Genomic DNA, 13,798 nt, shown 5'->3' with positions numbered 1-13,798 from the left:
GTGTCCAGCTCCACCCCCGTCACCTACGGCGGATGGCAGTCCGAACGCTCAGGGTTCATGGGCCGCCTGTCCGGGGTTGGGTTCGCCTTGGTCGTCGGCGGCTGCGTTCTGCTGCTCACGCCCATCAACCTGGGCAGTTGGACGGCCGCTTTCGTGTGCGTGCCGCTGGCCGCCGTGCTGTTCGCGCTTGCCTTCGGGCGGGTTCTGGGCCTGAGCGCCGATGAATGGATCCTTCTCGCAGTAAGGCATCAGATCAACGTGGCCACCCGGCGCAACATCTTTCAGTCCGGGGCGTTCGCCCCCCGCTCCGAGGAGACCGGCCAACAGCCCATGGACCTTCCCGGCGTACTGGCCCGGCTACGGTTCCTCGAGGCCCCCGACGGCCTCGGCGGAACTCTGGGCATCTCCCACGACCCGGTCGCGAACACCTACACCGCCGTCGCCCGCATCACCTTCCCCGGGCTGGCGCTGATCGACAGTGACCGGCAAACCGCGCGCGTCGCCGCCTGGGCCGGTTTCCTGCGCTCCTTTTGTACCGAGGACTCGCCGATCGTACGGCTCGCCGTGCACCAGCGGTGCCTGCCCGACGACGGCGCTGCGTTGCGCTCGTGGACCGACCGGCACATTGCGCCGGACGCTCCCAAGGCGGCGGTCGCCGCGCTGACCGAGCTGATGGAGGGCGCGGGCCCGGCCGCTGCCACCCGCGACACCTATCTCTCGGTCACGTTGTCGGCGCCCAAGGCCCGGTTGGCTATCAAGGGTGCCGGTGGCGGGCAGGTGGGCGCGGCCGCGGTCCTCGTGCGTGAGCTGCACGCGATGCACAGCGCCGTGTCGTCGGCGAGCCTCCAGGTTGTCGAGTGGCTTGCCCCGCGCGCCTTGGCCCAGGTGGTGCGCACCGCCTATGACCCGGAGGCGCAGCTGATGCTCGCGGTCCGTAACTCCGCCGCTCAGGCGCCGGACTGGCAGGGCGTGGAGCCGGGTGTCGACCCGCAGTTGGCGGGACCGGCGTACGCCGAGACCGACTGGGGCACCTACCGCCATGACGGTGCGTGGACCGTCTCCTACCAGGTACGGACCTGGCCGCAGGCGGACGTGTATGCCACCTTCCTTCAGCCGCTGCTTCGGCCCAGGCAGAACGCCCGACGCAGCTTGAGCATCATCTACGAGCCCATCGGGCCCCGGCGCGCCCGCCAGGATCTGGCACGTGAGAAGGCCAAACGGGAATCCGCCCGCAAGCTGCGCGCGAAGACTGGTCAGGACGAGTCCGCCGACGAGGCGCTCGAGGCACAGAGGGCCAGGGCGCAGGACGTCGCCCGCGCCTCTGGTCAAGGTGTGGTGCGGCTGACCGCCATCCTTGCTGTCACCGTGGCTGACCTGGCAGAGCTGGAGACCGCCTGTGCCGAGCTACAGGCCGACGCAGCTGCCTCCGGACTCGAGCTGCGCCGCATGTGGGGCGCCCAAGACGTCGGTTTCGCAGCCGCCGCGCTGCCGCTTGGTCAAGGTCTGCCGGACCGGAGGATCGGGTTCTGATGCCGCAGTTGTTCAAGCGCCGCGACGCCGGCGACACCCTGCTCAAAGAGGCCCGCTTCAGCGAGGCCACCGGATGGGAGCAGCGGCCCGTCGAGGCGCCGCAGACGCCACCCAGCGCCCGCGAACAGCGGCGCGCCCGGCTGCTGGAAGACCCCGACACGGTCATGCGGATCGCCCCCAAGAAGGGTTGGGCGCACCCGTACGCCGGCCGGGCCGCGTCACTGCCCCGCGTCGAGGTCGTCCGGGCCGACACCGCCAACGCCGCGGGCGCCTACCCGTTCCTGCACGCCGCCTCCCTGCCTCCGGTCGGCGCCTACATCGGGCAGAACACCCTGACCACCGAGGCGTTCAGCGCGCACCCGGCAGTCTGGGTCAAGGAGGGGCTGTGCACCAACCCCAACATGATGATCACCGGCATCCCCGGCAGCGGTAAGAGCGCGCACATCAAGGCCCTGTGCTTCCGGCTGATGGCGTTCGGCCACCGCACCCTGATCGCCGGAGACGTCAAGGGAGAGTACGCCGCCCTGTGCCGGCACCTGGGCGTGGAGCCGGTCCGGCTGGGCCCTGGCCTGCCAGGCCGCGTCAACCCGCTCGACGCCGGACCCCTCGGCGCGGGCCTGGACCAGATCACGGACCAGGGCGAACTCCGAAACCGGCTGAGGGAGATCCACCGCCGACGGCTGACGCTGCTCAAAGCCCTGCTGGAACTGCAGTTGCGCCGCACCCTGCTGCCGCAGGAGGAAGAGGCCCTCGACGTCGCCGTCCGGGAGGTCACCGGCGAACTGCACGGTCAGACTCGGCTGGAGACGCCGACGCTGCCGCTCGTCTACGAGAAGCTGCGCGACCCCAGCGATGCGATGGCCGAGGAACTGCGTGTGCGCGACCGCGAGGTGCAGCGGGCCCGCGAGCAGATGGAATCCATCCGCTCCGCCCTCGGCGCCATGGTCAACGGCCACGTCGCTGGACTCTTCGACGACCAGACCTCCATCGGCCTGGACTGGGACGCCCCCATCCAGTCCGTCGACGTCTCCGCACTGGAGCAGTACGGCGACGAAACCGTCGCCATGGTCCTCACCTGCGTGTCCTCCTGGGCGCAGGCCGCCATCGACCGGCCCGGCAACCGTCCATGGATCGTCGTACGCGACGAGCTGTGGCGGCAGATGCGCTCCGGTGGCGCCTCCCAGGTCAAGAAGATCGATGCGGATCTCCGCCTGTCCCGCGCGACCGGCACCATCCAGATCCTTGCCACCCACCGCCTCTCCGACTTCGAGGGCGTCGGTGCCGCCGGGTCCGAGGCCGTCAACATCGCCAAGGACCTCATCAGTTCCTGCGAAACCCGCATCCAGCTCGCTCAGGACACCCGCCCCCTTCAGATCACCCGCGAGGCGATCGGCCTGACCGACGCCGAATGCGACCTGATCGGCTCCTGGGGCGCCGGGCAACGCGGCCGCGCCCTGTGGAAGGTCGGCCGCGGCGGCGGCTCCCACGCCGTGCAACTCATGCTCTCCCACACCGAAGAGGCCCTGTTCGAGACCGACGAGAAGATGGTGATCTGACGTGGCCGACAAGGGCGCCGGCAGCGGGCTCGACGACAACACCCTGCTCGCCGCCTACGCCGCAGGCCTCGCCGTGGCCCTGGGCGGGGCAGTGCTGCTCGCCGCCCCGCTCGCCGCGCTGCTGTCCGGGCACGGCTGGGCCCACTCCACCGCGAGCCTGCCCGAAACCGTGCTGCGCGCCCTGATCAACGGCCCAGGCGCCGTGTATGCCCCGACCCCGCCCACCTGGCTGTTCTACCTGCTGACCGTCGCGCTGCTGCTGACGTTCTTCCTGCTGGTACTCAAGACGGTCACCAAGCTGAACGTCGGCGGCCACACCGGCGGCGCCCAATGGGGTGGTGCGAAGGTCGAACGCAAGCTCCAGGCCCCTCGGGACCCCGCCCGGCGCGCCAACCGCATCACCGCCGGCCGCGGCATGAACACCAACAAGATCGTCGCCGCCCAGCCCAATATCTCCGCGACCGTTTTCGGCGTACCCGGCTCCTCCAAAACCACCGGACTCGTCCTGCCCAACGCCGCCGAATGGCAAGGCCCGCTCGTGGTGACCACCACCAAGGCCGCCGACCTCGACATCATCTACGCCCGCCGCCGCGCCCTCGGCCCGGTCTGGGTGATAGCCCCCGCGGGGATCCCCGGCCGAGAGACGAACAAGTGGTCCCCGGTTGAGTACTGCACCGACGCCAAAGCGGCCGACCGCATGGCCGCCTGGATGGCCGAGGCCTCCGCCTCCAGCGACGACAAGCGCGCCGCCCCCTGGATCGACCAGGCCAAAAGCGTCCTCAAGGGCGTCCTGCTGGCCGCCAACCTCTCCGGCGGCGGCATCAACGCCATGCGCCGCTGGCTCTCCCTCGGCAAGGACGCCGTCGACCACGTCCGCGCCGTACTGCAGCAGCACGGCTACACCGAGGTCGCCGACGACTACGCCTCCCCCTGGCTACGCCTGCACGAAGACGGCATCGGCTCCATCCAGTTCAGCCTCAACGTCCTCGCCCGCGTCTACGCCGACGAAGAGGTCCGCGAGACCTGCGCCGGCACCGACTTCACCGTCGAGGACCTACTGACCCGGAACGGCACCGTGTGCCTGATCGCCTCCGAGGCCGACGCCGAACGCTTCGCCCCGCTGCTGACCTCGATCATCGCCTCGATCATCCACGGCGCCGAAGTCGCCTACAACGCCACCGGCAAGCCACTCGACCCGAGCCTGGGCGTGATGGTCGACGAGGCCGGCAACATGCTCCGCTACCCCCGCCTGCCCAACATCCTCACCACCGGCCGCGGCATGGGCATCGACGTGCTCACCGTGTGGCACGACCTGTCCCAACTCCGCGACCGGCTCGGCGTGCAGAAGGCCAACACCGTGCTGTCCGCGAGCGGCCTGCGCATGCTGCTGCCCGGCTGCGGCGACCTCGAGACCCTGCGCTACTTCTCCGGCCTGTACGGCCGCACCGAAACGATGCGCACCTCCCACGGCCGCTCCCGTGGCGAGTTGTCCACCAACACCTCGCCCACCGAGACCGATCTCGCCCCCGTGCACTCCCTGCAGCAGCTCAAGGAGTTCACCGCGATCGCCCAGTACTCCAATCAGCCGCCGATCAAGGTGAAGATGCGGCTGACCTTCCGCGACCGCGACCTCAAACGGCTCCTCGCGGCCCCTCGATCGGCCACCGCAGATGGTGCGGTACGCCTGGACAAGGACGCAGCGCTTGCGGTGAAAGGGCTGAACCGTGACTGACTCCCTCGATGACCCGGCCTCCCTGTGGCCCGCCAGCCCGCCCACACAGACCGCGGCGCCGGAGCCGCGCCGCTGGGTGTGGGTGGCCATGTCTCCGCCCGAACGCCGCGCCCGACTGCGCGAGCTGCGTATCTGGGTGGAATGGCTGCGCCACACCGCCGAGCTGCACAACGAGATCCCGCCCTGCTGGTACCGGCACCGATGGGTGCGGGAGATGCTCACCGCCCTGTACCTGGGCTGGCTGCGCACCTACGAGGGCGAGAAGGCGCCGGGGCGCGAACTCGCCGAGGCCGAGTGGATCAACACAGTGCACGCCTTCCGCCCACATCTGAAATTGCCGGCCTGCGTCAGTGGCCACCAGGAACCGCCGCTGCCTCCGCCGCCGAACCCGAGAGCCGACGAGGAGTGGGAGCTGTACCTTGCCACCTCCGCCGACACCACCGACCCAGCGAAGCATCCGGCCGGGGCCGAGGTACGGCGGATGGCCGCCGAGCTGGACCCGCCGCTGTGAGACGGCGGCCCTGCTGAGCGAGCGCATGAGGGGAGGGCGCAGACGTCGTGGGTGACCTGGACGCAGCTGCAGAGGAGAGCCCGGCGGCTCTCCCGGGCGGGGCCGAGCCGGTTGAGGGGGTGGAAGGCTACTCGTTCGTGGTCAACGACTCCGGCCTCGTGCTGTACGGGCCCGACCACACGGTCGCCGCCTCCGCCCAGGGGTACCCGCGCTGGGCCACCATCGGCGACGTCACCTTCCCCGTCTCGCGCATCTCCCCCTCAAGAGCGACGGCAACACGCTCGTGTCGTCTATCCCATCGGTTCGGGGCTTGAAAGAAACAGGACACTGAACATGAACAAGGATGTGACGTTAGGCGCCAAAAGCACGCCGCCTCAAGACCGCCGCCCCACAGCGATGGAAGTGGGCGCCCCGGTGTCGCTCACCCCGTTGGGCGGCTCGTACACCCCCGCCTGGGAACGGGTCACCAGCGTCTCGGTCATCGCCTTCACACCCGAGGGGACGATGGTGATCGCTGACCTTGAGCGCGGCTTGGACCTGCCCGGCGGGCACACCCAACAGCACGAGCGATCCGGCGAGGAAACCGCCCGCCGCGAGACGTGGGAGGAGACCCGCGTCATCGTGGACGACCTGGCACCCGTCGAGGTCATCGAATCCGACTACTTCGGCGCGGACGACCTGACCTACATGATCATCTATGCCGCGCGGGTCCGTCACCTGGCGCCCTGGACGCCGGGCGACGACGAATCACGAGGCCGAGTCGTCATGACACCGGAGGCGTTCCTGGCCCGCTACACCGCTGGAGACAGCAACCTCATGAGCCACCTGGTGACGACAGCGCAGGCACACTTCGCCCCGGCCGCATCCTGACACCCCCACTCACCTCAAGTGAAAGGACACTGTTTCTTATGACCGAACTGGACCCCCGCCAGCACCTGTTGAGTACCCGGCGTCACCTGCGCGATGCCTCCGGCACCGCGGTGTCCAAACCCGTCAGCTTCGCTGAAGAGGCGGCCGAGCACCGCGAGAGCCTGGCCGGCGCGCTGGACGCCGAGCGCGTCGCCATCACCGGCGTCGAGGCCCTGACAAGCGCGGCCTTGCTGAAGGAGTTCGCAGCCCGGCTGCGGCACGACCTCGCACAAGATGCGATCGCCCCGGGCGCCGAGGAACTCGCGCAGGTCGCCACCGACCTCGCCAAGCGCATGTACAAGGCCGGGGGACTGACCGACTGATGCGCATCCTCACCCTCTCTACTGCGTGGGCAGGCCACAGCGGCGGAGTCACCGTTAACCGCGAATTGTCGATCGCCCTCGCCGACCTGGGCCATGACGTCACCGCGCGCGTCAGCGTGCCCAGCCCATCGCATCCCCGCGTACAGGTGCAGGGCCTCGAACCCGTCCTGGGCGTCACCGACGAACGCGGTCAGCTGCTACGTGCGGACGGCCTGCCGCGCAACGTCGACGTCATCGTCGGGCATGGGCGCTTCACCGGCGGGGCCGCCTCCTACCTGCGCGATCAGTTCTACCCGCAGGCCAAGGTCGTGCACATCGTGCACGCTCTGACCGACGAATTGGACCGGCTGCGGGACGACCCGATGCAGGCAACCGAGCACGCCAACACCGAACGGCTCCTGATCGGGAAAGCCGACGTCGCCATGGGCCTGGGCCCGCTGCTGACCGACGACGCCGCGCGCTTGGCACGCATGTCCCCAACTCCACCCCTGGTCGCCGAGATGCCACCAGGCGTCATCCTGGGTGAGCCGCCCGCACCTTTCGCTCTGCAGAACCGCCTCAATCTCTTGTTGTTCGGGCGGGCCGATGACCCGCTCAAGGGAGCGAACCTGGCAGCCCAGGTAGCTGGACGGCTCCACGCTGAAGGCATCGACCTCCAGCTAACCGTGCTCGGCGCACAGCCCAGCCAGTTACGCGTCCAAGAACGCGCCCTGTCGGACATCGCTCAAATTCCGGTCAAAGTGAAGCCCTTCACCCCAGACCGCACGCTGATCGAGGCAGAGATCCGTGGAGCTGATCTCGTGCTCATGCCGTCCAAACACGAAGGCTTCGGCCTCGTCGCCACCGAGGCAGCCGGATTCGGCGTGCCAGTCGCGGTGGCCAGCAACACCGGTGCGGGCCAGTTCTTCAACAACGCCCGCCGTATCCCCGGGCACCTGGGCCAGCCCTCCGTCGTCCACGCCCCTCCGCACAGTGACGAGCAGCAACTGGTCCAGCTGTGGGCACAGCACGTCAAGGACCGGCTGAACCCTGAAGCCCTGCCACACACACGCGCCCGCGCCCTGGAGCTGCGGGAATTCCTCGGCAAGAACTACACCTGGAACCACTCAGCCGAGGCCATGGACGTCAGCGTTGCTCAGCTGGCCGCCGCGCCCGCCAGAGCCGCAGCCTATCTGCGAGGCGAGACGATCAAAGGGCAGAGGACGGTTGATGTGCGGACACCGCAGGCGCTGCATAGGGCAGGGAAGTTCGATCCGGCCTCCCCGCCGGGTCAGCCCCGATGGCCCGCCGGGCCCGGCGGCACGACCCATGAAGGCCCGAATCCGCTGGCGCTACTGAGCGACGCCGACCTGGCCCAGTACCGAGCCGACCTCACGAATGCTGCACAAGCCCTGACAGGCCAGGCAGTCACCACAGCTGCCACCGCCCAGGCACTGGCCGATCGGTACGAGCAGGACGGCGGCGAGACGGTCGCCCAACTCACTGCCACCAGTGCTGCACCTGAACTCATCGAGCGAGCCAGGGCCTCAGCAGCCGAGGACGTTACTAGCGCCCGTGAGGCAGCACGTGCCATACAGAACCAGATTAGCGATGTCAACAGCCGTATCCAGCGAGCAGCCGAGGAAACCCAGCGGCGCACCGGCCTGACACAGCAGCAGAGACAGGCCGAACAAGTCGCCCGACTACAGCACGCGACGCAACGGCAAGCACAGACGCCGTCGACACCCCAGCCTGTTCCGAAGATCACCGATGCGGGAGGACCAGCTCGCGGCGGAGCCTCGCTCTGAAACCGGGACCGCGCGCTCGCCCCTGAGATCCATGGCTCCTCGACACCGCGTTCGGTGAGCGCGAAAGTCATCCATTGCGTCAGCACGGCGGGCAAGAGCATGCGGTGCTCCTGATCGAGTACGGCCTTGCGGGGCAGCCAGTCCTCCAGGAAGCCGGCGGCCTGGCGGGGCTCCAACACAGCGGACCGCGGCTGAGGTAGTTCTCTCCGAAGTCCAGGAACAGATCGGCCAGCGACCTGACGCTGTCGGTTTCCTGCGCCGCATCGGTGCGGGAGGCGGCGAACGCGTCCAGCAGACGGCCGCGTTCGGCTTCGTCGAGCGGCTGGTGTTCGGGCCGGCCAGGCAGGTGGTCTCGGCAGCGTGCCCAGGCCAGGGCCCGCAGGGCGACGACGTCCTCGTCGTCCTGGCGGGGCCAGGTCATGTCCGTCAGCTGCAGCGCCGGGGGAACGGGCCCTCCACGACCAGCAGATGCGTTTGCTTTTTGCCAGGGCCAGGGCCAGGGCCAGGGCCAGGGCCAGGGCCAGGGCCAGGGCATCGCGTGCACCCGGCAGAGAGGGCATCGTGTTGCGTGCGCCTGGCGAGCCAGCCTGAGCAGCCTTCCCCTCCTGCGGGTTTCCGGGTGGGGATGAACCTGCGCACGGTCAACAGAGCGACAACACTTTTCTGACCTGCGGCGATGCCTGAGAGGGAGCAGGTCGTTGCAGCGCGAGCCTGCAGGTGTCAAGTGGACATGTGCTGTCTGACCAGCAGCTTTGCTTGCGTAGGAGGTTCTCCTGGGCGGGGCGCTCGGAGCTTGGGGGCGGATGGAAACGCTGGTCGGCGGTGGACAGTTGGCGATCGAGACGGTTGTCCGGTTGAACCAGTAGCCGTCGACGCTCAAAGAGCCACCCGCGCCGCCCGGATCCCCTCCGAGATGTGACGCAGGTCGCATCCGGTGTGTCGCAGCCCGTCTGGGTCGTTCTCGGTTCGGCGATGTCTGGCGGCTCGCGGGTGGTCGCGCTCGGAGTCTGTCCGGGCGGCCTTGGTGTCGGTTGACCGGAGCTTCTTGGGAACCGGGACATGAAGTCGGCCCCCAAGCGGCTCCCAAAACAACCTGAGGAACCACTCAGGGGCCCGACCCGCGGTGCGGATCAGGTCCCTGACCTGGTACTTCAACTGTCGGGGTGGCGGGGCCGACGCGATCCTCTAGTCGAAGAGCGCGAGATTGTCGCGCGTGAGCCACTTCTCGCTCACCTCGACGGTCCTCGCAATGACTTCGGGGTAGCGATCCGCAAGGTAGACCTGCTCGACCTCTTCGCCGGTCTTCCGATCTTCGACGACCTTCGTGCCGCCGATCTTCATCTTCTTCAAGGTGCCGATCGTCTCTCCTGCGAGCAGAGCGTTGAACGCCTTGACGGCCTGCGCGGACTGCTGAACGCTGTCGCGGCTGACGCGGCCCTTGTTCACGTTGATCATGGTGTTCGTGTAGATGGCTCGGGGGTCCCGGCCGACGAATTCTTTACTGGCCTCTCCGATGTAGTCGAAAAAAATGTCGGCAATGCGCTCTGGCCAGGTCTCGGTGATGATCTTGTATGCGACGATCAGGCCGGTTGCACTCGCGTGGCATTGCTTGCCCTTGGCGGTCAGGCGGATGATGCGGTCCTCGTTGATAGGCCAGTTCTCCACCCACTCCTGCAGCTGCTCGGCTGTGGGCCTGCCGTTGGTCCACCGTGTCCAATGCTGGCCTGAAAGGCGATTGCTGAGGACCTTCAATGCCGCGCCGTACACGTTGGAGTTACTTTGCTTCATATCAGTCAGCTGGGCGACAAAGTCTCCGGCAGTGCGGACGCGGCCGCCGTCGATGGCGGCGAAGGCGTCGGGGTCCATGTTGTAAGTGACCTGGCTGGTCACGGTCATCCCCGTCTCAATGAGCGCCGCTGCTCTGTGCTGCCCGTCGATGAGGCAGCCATGCCAGTCGAGCGCGAAGCCCTGATGAGTGGTGCGAAACTGACCGCTTCGCAAGATGCTTTTGAACTTGTCAATATTGGAGCGCTTGAGCGGAACGCGGTTGCATGTTCGCTTTTCCATCCAGGCCTTGCACGTCTCGGGTGTCACCTCGATCATTTCGGTGTGGACGGGCGGAATGCTCTTCCCTCCGTTGGTCATGTTACCCACTCTCGTCTCTGTGGTCGGGGAGCGTCTAGGCTCCCTCGATCTTGCGATCAAAAAATAAGAGGGGTTGGGTTCTTGCAAGTCCACAAGTTCGCAAGCGACCTGAGATGATCAACCTAGAGCTATTTGCGCACGATCTTTGCATTACCTAGCCGGGTTCTGTCTATCCAGATCGAACAATTTGTTGCTATGTGGGGTGCGGAACGGGACTCTCGGTGTCACCCGATCCAGAATGCTGGGGCCTACGGCCAAGAGGCCGCCGGCATCACCTTCTTATCGGTCGAATCCGGGGGCGGGGGCGCGGTCAGCGTGGCACCCTGATGGGGATAACGCCTTGGGTATCGCGCAGGTGTCAGCGAGCGTTCCACCTGCTGGACGCCGCCCCGCGCTGTCTACCTCGACATTCCGCTTGGCACGCACGCTCCACCGGCAGATGCAACTGTTTAGATCCTGGCTGTAGCAGACTCGCCCCCGCGGGGCGGATCGCAGGCCCTCGGCGGTGTGGGTCTCGGCCTGCGGGTGAGCGGGATGCTCGTTTGTGAGTGCGGAAGGGGCGATCTCAGGCGAAGTGCGAATCCTGGACCGCCTCGCCGAACTCCTGAAGACTCTGGGCGCGGGCGACACGGTGGCGTTCCGTATCTGAGCCCTCATGGCGAGGTGGGAAGCGGTGATGCCCCGGAACTCTCCAGCGAGGCGGTGCTCGAGGGGCGGACGACCAGCTCCAGCCCCGTTGGTCCACGCAGAGGAGCCTTGCCTGACAGCGGCCGTTTCAGAAAGTAAAGGACAGTGCCGACCCGCCTGAAATGGCGAGGCGGCCCATGGCCGGCGTGAGGTGGCGTTTGCGATCTTGGCGGTGCCTGATCTGCGAGCGGACGATCGTATGGCGCCGTGACCGTCGCCACCCGGGGGGATTGCGTCATGTCGAAATGTCGCAAACGTCGGAAGGGAATGAGACCCAAAACCGAGACCAGCCTGCCCGGTTGGTGGGTGAGGCCCCCATCGCGGAGCGCTTGCCCGCGATGGCAGCGATGCGTCCGACGTGCTCGCTCGCACAGCCGGGCAAGCTCTGCGATCTGCTGCCAGCCTGCCGCGACCTTGGACAGAGTGGCGATGACGGTTTCCTGGTCAAGAGGAGCACGCGATGCGTGCGGGGGCAGAGTCTGTTTCCCAAACAACAGCCAGCTACGCCGATGCCTTTCGCACTGCCTTCACCAACGACGTCGCACGTGCATCGTCGGGTCCCCCGTTGATGTGGTTCATCGTGTAGCCGAAGGAGACGCCGTGCTCCGGGTCGGCGAAGCCGAGTGAGCCCCCTCGGCTGGTGTGGCCGAAGGCGTTCGGGCCGGTCATGGGGTTGCTCTCGGTAGGCAGCATGTATCCGGTACTGAAGCGGCTGGGGATCAGCATGACCTGGTCCTTCCCACCGGCCTGCTCCTTGGCTGCTGACTCCAGGATTTGCTGCTGACTCCAGGATGTCCGGAGCAAGCAGGCGCACGCCGTCCACCTTGCCGATCAGCACGGCAAATATGCGCGCCAGTGCGCGTGCGGTAGCGATGCCGCTGGAGGCGGGGCACTCGGAGCTTGGGGGCGGGCGGAACCGCTTATCGGGGGAGCGGAGCTCGTGATTCAGACGGTTGTCAGTTTGAAGGGGTAGGTAGGTGGCCTGCAGGTGTAGGCACGGTCTCGTTGCTCACGTGAGTGTCGAGTTCACGTGACCACAACCGAAGACCGTGCGCCGTCGCATCTCCTCCTATGCCGTCGGACCTGAAGCAACTGGCTCGCGTGGATTGTCGTACTGTCCGACTAGCCTTCGCTGCATGGGGCTTGGGGACATCGAGTACGAAGACATCATCGCGGCGACCGAAGAGTTCCGTCGCCTGGGGCGGGACAACTTTCTTCAGACGTACGGCTTCGGGCGGGCCAGGTCGTACGAGCTGGTCCTGGACGGTTTTCGCTACGACTCGAAGGCCATTGCCGGTGTCGCCCACGGGCACGCCACCGGAGACTTCCTGAGCTCGGGGGATTTCAGCGGCGGCGCGGCCACGGTGGCGCGACGCCTGCGCGAGCTCGGCTTCGCGGTGGAGACCGGGGAGACATCCCAGCACCGTGCGGCCCTGCTGGAGCGCCTCCGGAAACTCAAGGTCTCCCGCGGCCCCGGGAACCCGGCGCCCAGCCGTCACCAGCCGTTGAGCCTCCTGTGGGCGATATCCCGCGAAGCCGACGAGCGGCCCCGCATGACCCCGTGGCCACAGTTTCGAGACAAAGTCGGTCCGTTGCTGGTCGAGTTCGGACTTCCCAACGCGAAGGCCACACCGGAGTATCCCTTCTGGCATCTCCGGGGCAGCGGACTGTGGGAGGTCCAGGGCATACCAACCGAGCTGGCCAAGGAGATGCCGAAGGTGAGCATCCTCGACGCGCACCACCCGCAGGCCGGCTTCAAGGACGAGGCCGCTGGTCTCCTTCGAAACCCGGTGACCCGCCTCGACGCCATCGCCACGATCTGTGAGACGTATCTCGAGGACATCGACCGCCAGGCCCTCTTCGAGCGAATAGGCCTGGACGGATACACCACAGCCGGCAGCCTGTTGAGCCCATCAGAGGATGAGAGCAGCGGTGCCGGCGTGGATGAGTACGGGCGGGCGACCAGCCCCGCACCGCGCCGTGACGCGACCCGCTCCGTCATCGTTCGCGACGAAGCCCTGGCCAGGAAGGTCAAGGAACTCGAGGGCGACCAGTGTCAGATCTGTGGCACGGCGCTCCGCTACCTGAACCGTCCGTACAGCGAGGCGGCTCACATAAGAGGCCTGGGCAGGCCCCACCACGGCCCCGACGAACTGCAGAACCTCCTGTGCCTGTGTGCCAACTGCCATGTCCTCTTCGACGGCTTGGAAATCTACGTCGCCCCTGACGGCCTCGTCAGGGGGGACGCGAGGCAGCAGAGAACCCCGCCCGCTCCGTCGCGACCCCAGGCATCCGATAGACGAGGCGCACCTCGACTATCACCGCAATCTGTGCAACGTCAATGCTCGTAGGCCCGCCGCCGGCTGACTTGGTCTTCTGCCTCGGCACTCAGTTTTTTCCCGCCTGGTCGCTCGGAGTTAGGTCGGCACAGGGCCTCGCGTTTGGGTCGCGCCGGTGGCGCGGGTCAAGTTCACGCCCCTACCGCCAGCCGCGTCCCCAACCTCCCGGATCAGTACACCTAGGTGTATTGCCTCGTGAGGTTAGGAACGCGGCTGGCGGGTGGTTGGCCTTTCAGCGCGGTGTGTCCGCGGTGGTGATTGTAGGTGTGCAGCCATTCG

General features: G+C 67.4%; 10 protein-coding genes and 2 pseudogenes. 8 read left to right on the top strand and 4 right to left on the bottom strand.

The annotated features are described in order from the left end of the window. From ACWDEX_RS33785 to ACWDEX_RS33755, 7 genes are all read left to right on the top strand, one after another. Nucleotides 1-1,530 carry an SCO6880 family protein gene (locus tag ACWDEX_RS33785; RefSeq protein WP_450468287.1) on the top strand — a complete coding sequence of 510 codons (1,530 nt, stop codon included), beginning with the start codon at nt 1-3 and terminating at the stop codon, nt 1,528-1,530. Continuing rightward, nucleotides 1,530-3,086, top strand: coding sequence for a type VI secretion protein (locus ACWDEX_RS33780; protein WP_450468286.1), 1,557 nt, complete (start codon nt 1,530-1,532; stop codon nt 3,084-3,086). Before ACWDEX_RS33785 ends, ACWDEX_RS33780 begins: the two co-directional genes overlap by 1 nt. A 1-nt stretch (nt 3,087) precedes the next feature. Next, entirely contained in the window at nt 3,088-4,818 is a 1,731-nt protein-coding gene (locus tag ACWDEX_RS33775; RefSeq protein ID WP_450468285.1) for a type IV secretory system conjugative DNA transfer family protein, read from the top strand. Beyond that, nucleotides 4,811-5,329 carry a hypothetical protein gene (locus ACWDEX_RS33770; RefSeq protein WP_450468284.1) on the top strand — a complete coding sequence of 173 codons (519 nt, stop codon included), beginning with the start codon at nt 4,811-4,813 and terminating at the stop codon, nt 5,327-5,329. Before ACWDEX_RS33775 ends, ACWDEX_RS33770 begins: the two co-directional genes overlap by 8 nt. A gap of 333 nt (nt 5,330-5,662) precedes the next feature. Further along, nucleotides 5,663-6,199, top strand: coding sequence for an NUDIX hydrolase (locus ACWDEX_RS33765; RefSeq protein WP_450468283.1), 537 nt, complete (start codon nt 5,663-5,665; stop codon nt 6,197-6,199). Between the two features lie 38 nt (nt 6,200-6,237). Then, nucleotides 6,238-6,561: a hypothetical protein gene (locus ACWDEX_RS33760; protein WP_450468282.1), complete on the top strand. Its 324-nt coding sequence runs from the start codon at nt 6,238-6,240 to the stop codon at nt 6,559-6,561. Next, the gene (locus ACWDEX_RS33755) at nt 6,561-8,348 is read left to right on the top strand and encodes a glycosyltransferase family 4 protein (RefSeq protein WP_450468281.1); all 1,788 of its coding nucleotides are present in this window, start codon (nt 6,561-6,563) and stop codon (nt 8,346-8,348) included. The genes ACWDEX_RS33760 and ACWDEX_RS33755 overlap by 1 nt, the downstream gene beginning before the upstream one ends. A 79-nt stretch (nt 8,349-8,427) precedes the next feature. On the opposite strand, the gene ACWDEX_RS33750 is transcribed toward ACWDEX_RS33755, so the two are convergent. From ACWDEX_RS33750 to ACWDEX_RS33740, 3 genes and pseudogenes are all read right to left on the bottom strand, one after another. Further along, on the bottom strand, nt 8,428-8,769 hold the full coding sequence (locus tag ACWDEX_RS33750) for a hypothetical protein (RefSeq protein ID WP_450468280.1): 342 nt from the start codon (nt 8,767-8,769) through the stop codon (nt 8,428-8,430). A 764-nt stretch (nt 8,770-9,533) separates the two neighbouring features. Further along, nucleotides 9,534-10,493 (bottom strand): hypothetical protein, encoded by a 960-nt coding sequence (locus tag ACWDEX_RS33745; protein WP_450468279.1) that lies wholly within the window; start codon nt 10,491-10,493, stop codon nt 9,534-9,536. A 1,188-nt stretch (nt 10,494-11,681) separates the two neighbouring features. Next, nucleotides 11,682-12,081 (bottom strand): annotated as a pseudogene (locus ACWDEX_RS33740) (serine hydrolase domain-containing protein); the annotation flags it as partial. A 235-nt stretch (nt 12,082-12,316) separates the two neighbouring features. On the opposite strand from ACWDEX_RS33740, the gene ACWDEX_RS33735 reads away from it, so the two are divergent. Next, nucleotides 12,317-13,531, top strand: a complete 1,215-nt coding sequence (locus ACWDEX_RS33735; RefSeq protein WP_450468278.1) for an HNH endonuclease — start codon at nt 12,317-12,319, stop codon at nt 13,529-13,531. Between the two features lie 167 nt (nt 13,532-13,698). Here the strand turns inward: ACWDEX_RS33735 and ACWDEX_RS33730 are convergent. Further along, nucleotides 13,699-13,798: pseudogene (locus tag ACWDEX_RS33730) on the bottom strand (IS481 family transposase); the annotation flags it as partial.

It is taken from the genome of Streptomyces sp. NPDC001020 (genome assembly GCF_053599115.1).
Note: the sequence above shows the minus strand (reverse complement) of the source record. Positions and strands in the feature narration are given on the sequence as shown.

Bases quoted from the DNA above. Each gene is read 5' to 3' on its own strand.
- ACWDEX_RS33780 (WP_450468286.1), top strand. From the start codon at position 1,530: ATGCCGCAGTTGTTCAAGCGCCGCGACGCCGGCGACACCCTGCTCAAA.
- ACWDEX_RS33765 (WP_450468283.1), top strand. From the start codon at position 5,663: ATGAACAAGGATGTGACGTTAGGCGCCAAAAGCACGCCGCCTCAAGAC.
- ACWDEX_RS33760 (WP_450468282.1), top strand. From the start codon at position 6,238: ATGACCGAACTGGACCCCCGCCAGCACCTGTTGAGTACCCGGCGTCAC.
- ACWDEX_RS33755 (WP_450468281.1), top strand. From the start codon at position 6,561: ATGCGCATCCTCACCCTCTCTACTGCGTGGGCAGGCCACAGCGGCGGA.
- ACWDEX_RS33750 (WP_450468280.1), bottom strand. From the start codon at position 8,769: ATGACCTGGCCCCGCCAGGACGACGAGGACGTCGTCGCCCTGCGGGCC.
- ACWDEX_RS33745 (WP_450468279.1), bottom strand. From the start codon at position 10,493: ATGACCAACGGAGGGAAGAGCATTCCGCCCGTCCACACCGAAATGATC.
- ACWDEX_RS33735 (WP_450468278.1), top strand. From the start codon at position 12,317: ATGGGGCTTGGGGACATCGAGTACGAAGACATCATCGCGGCGACCGAA.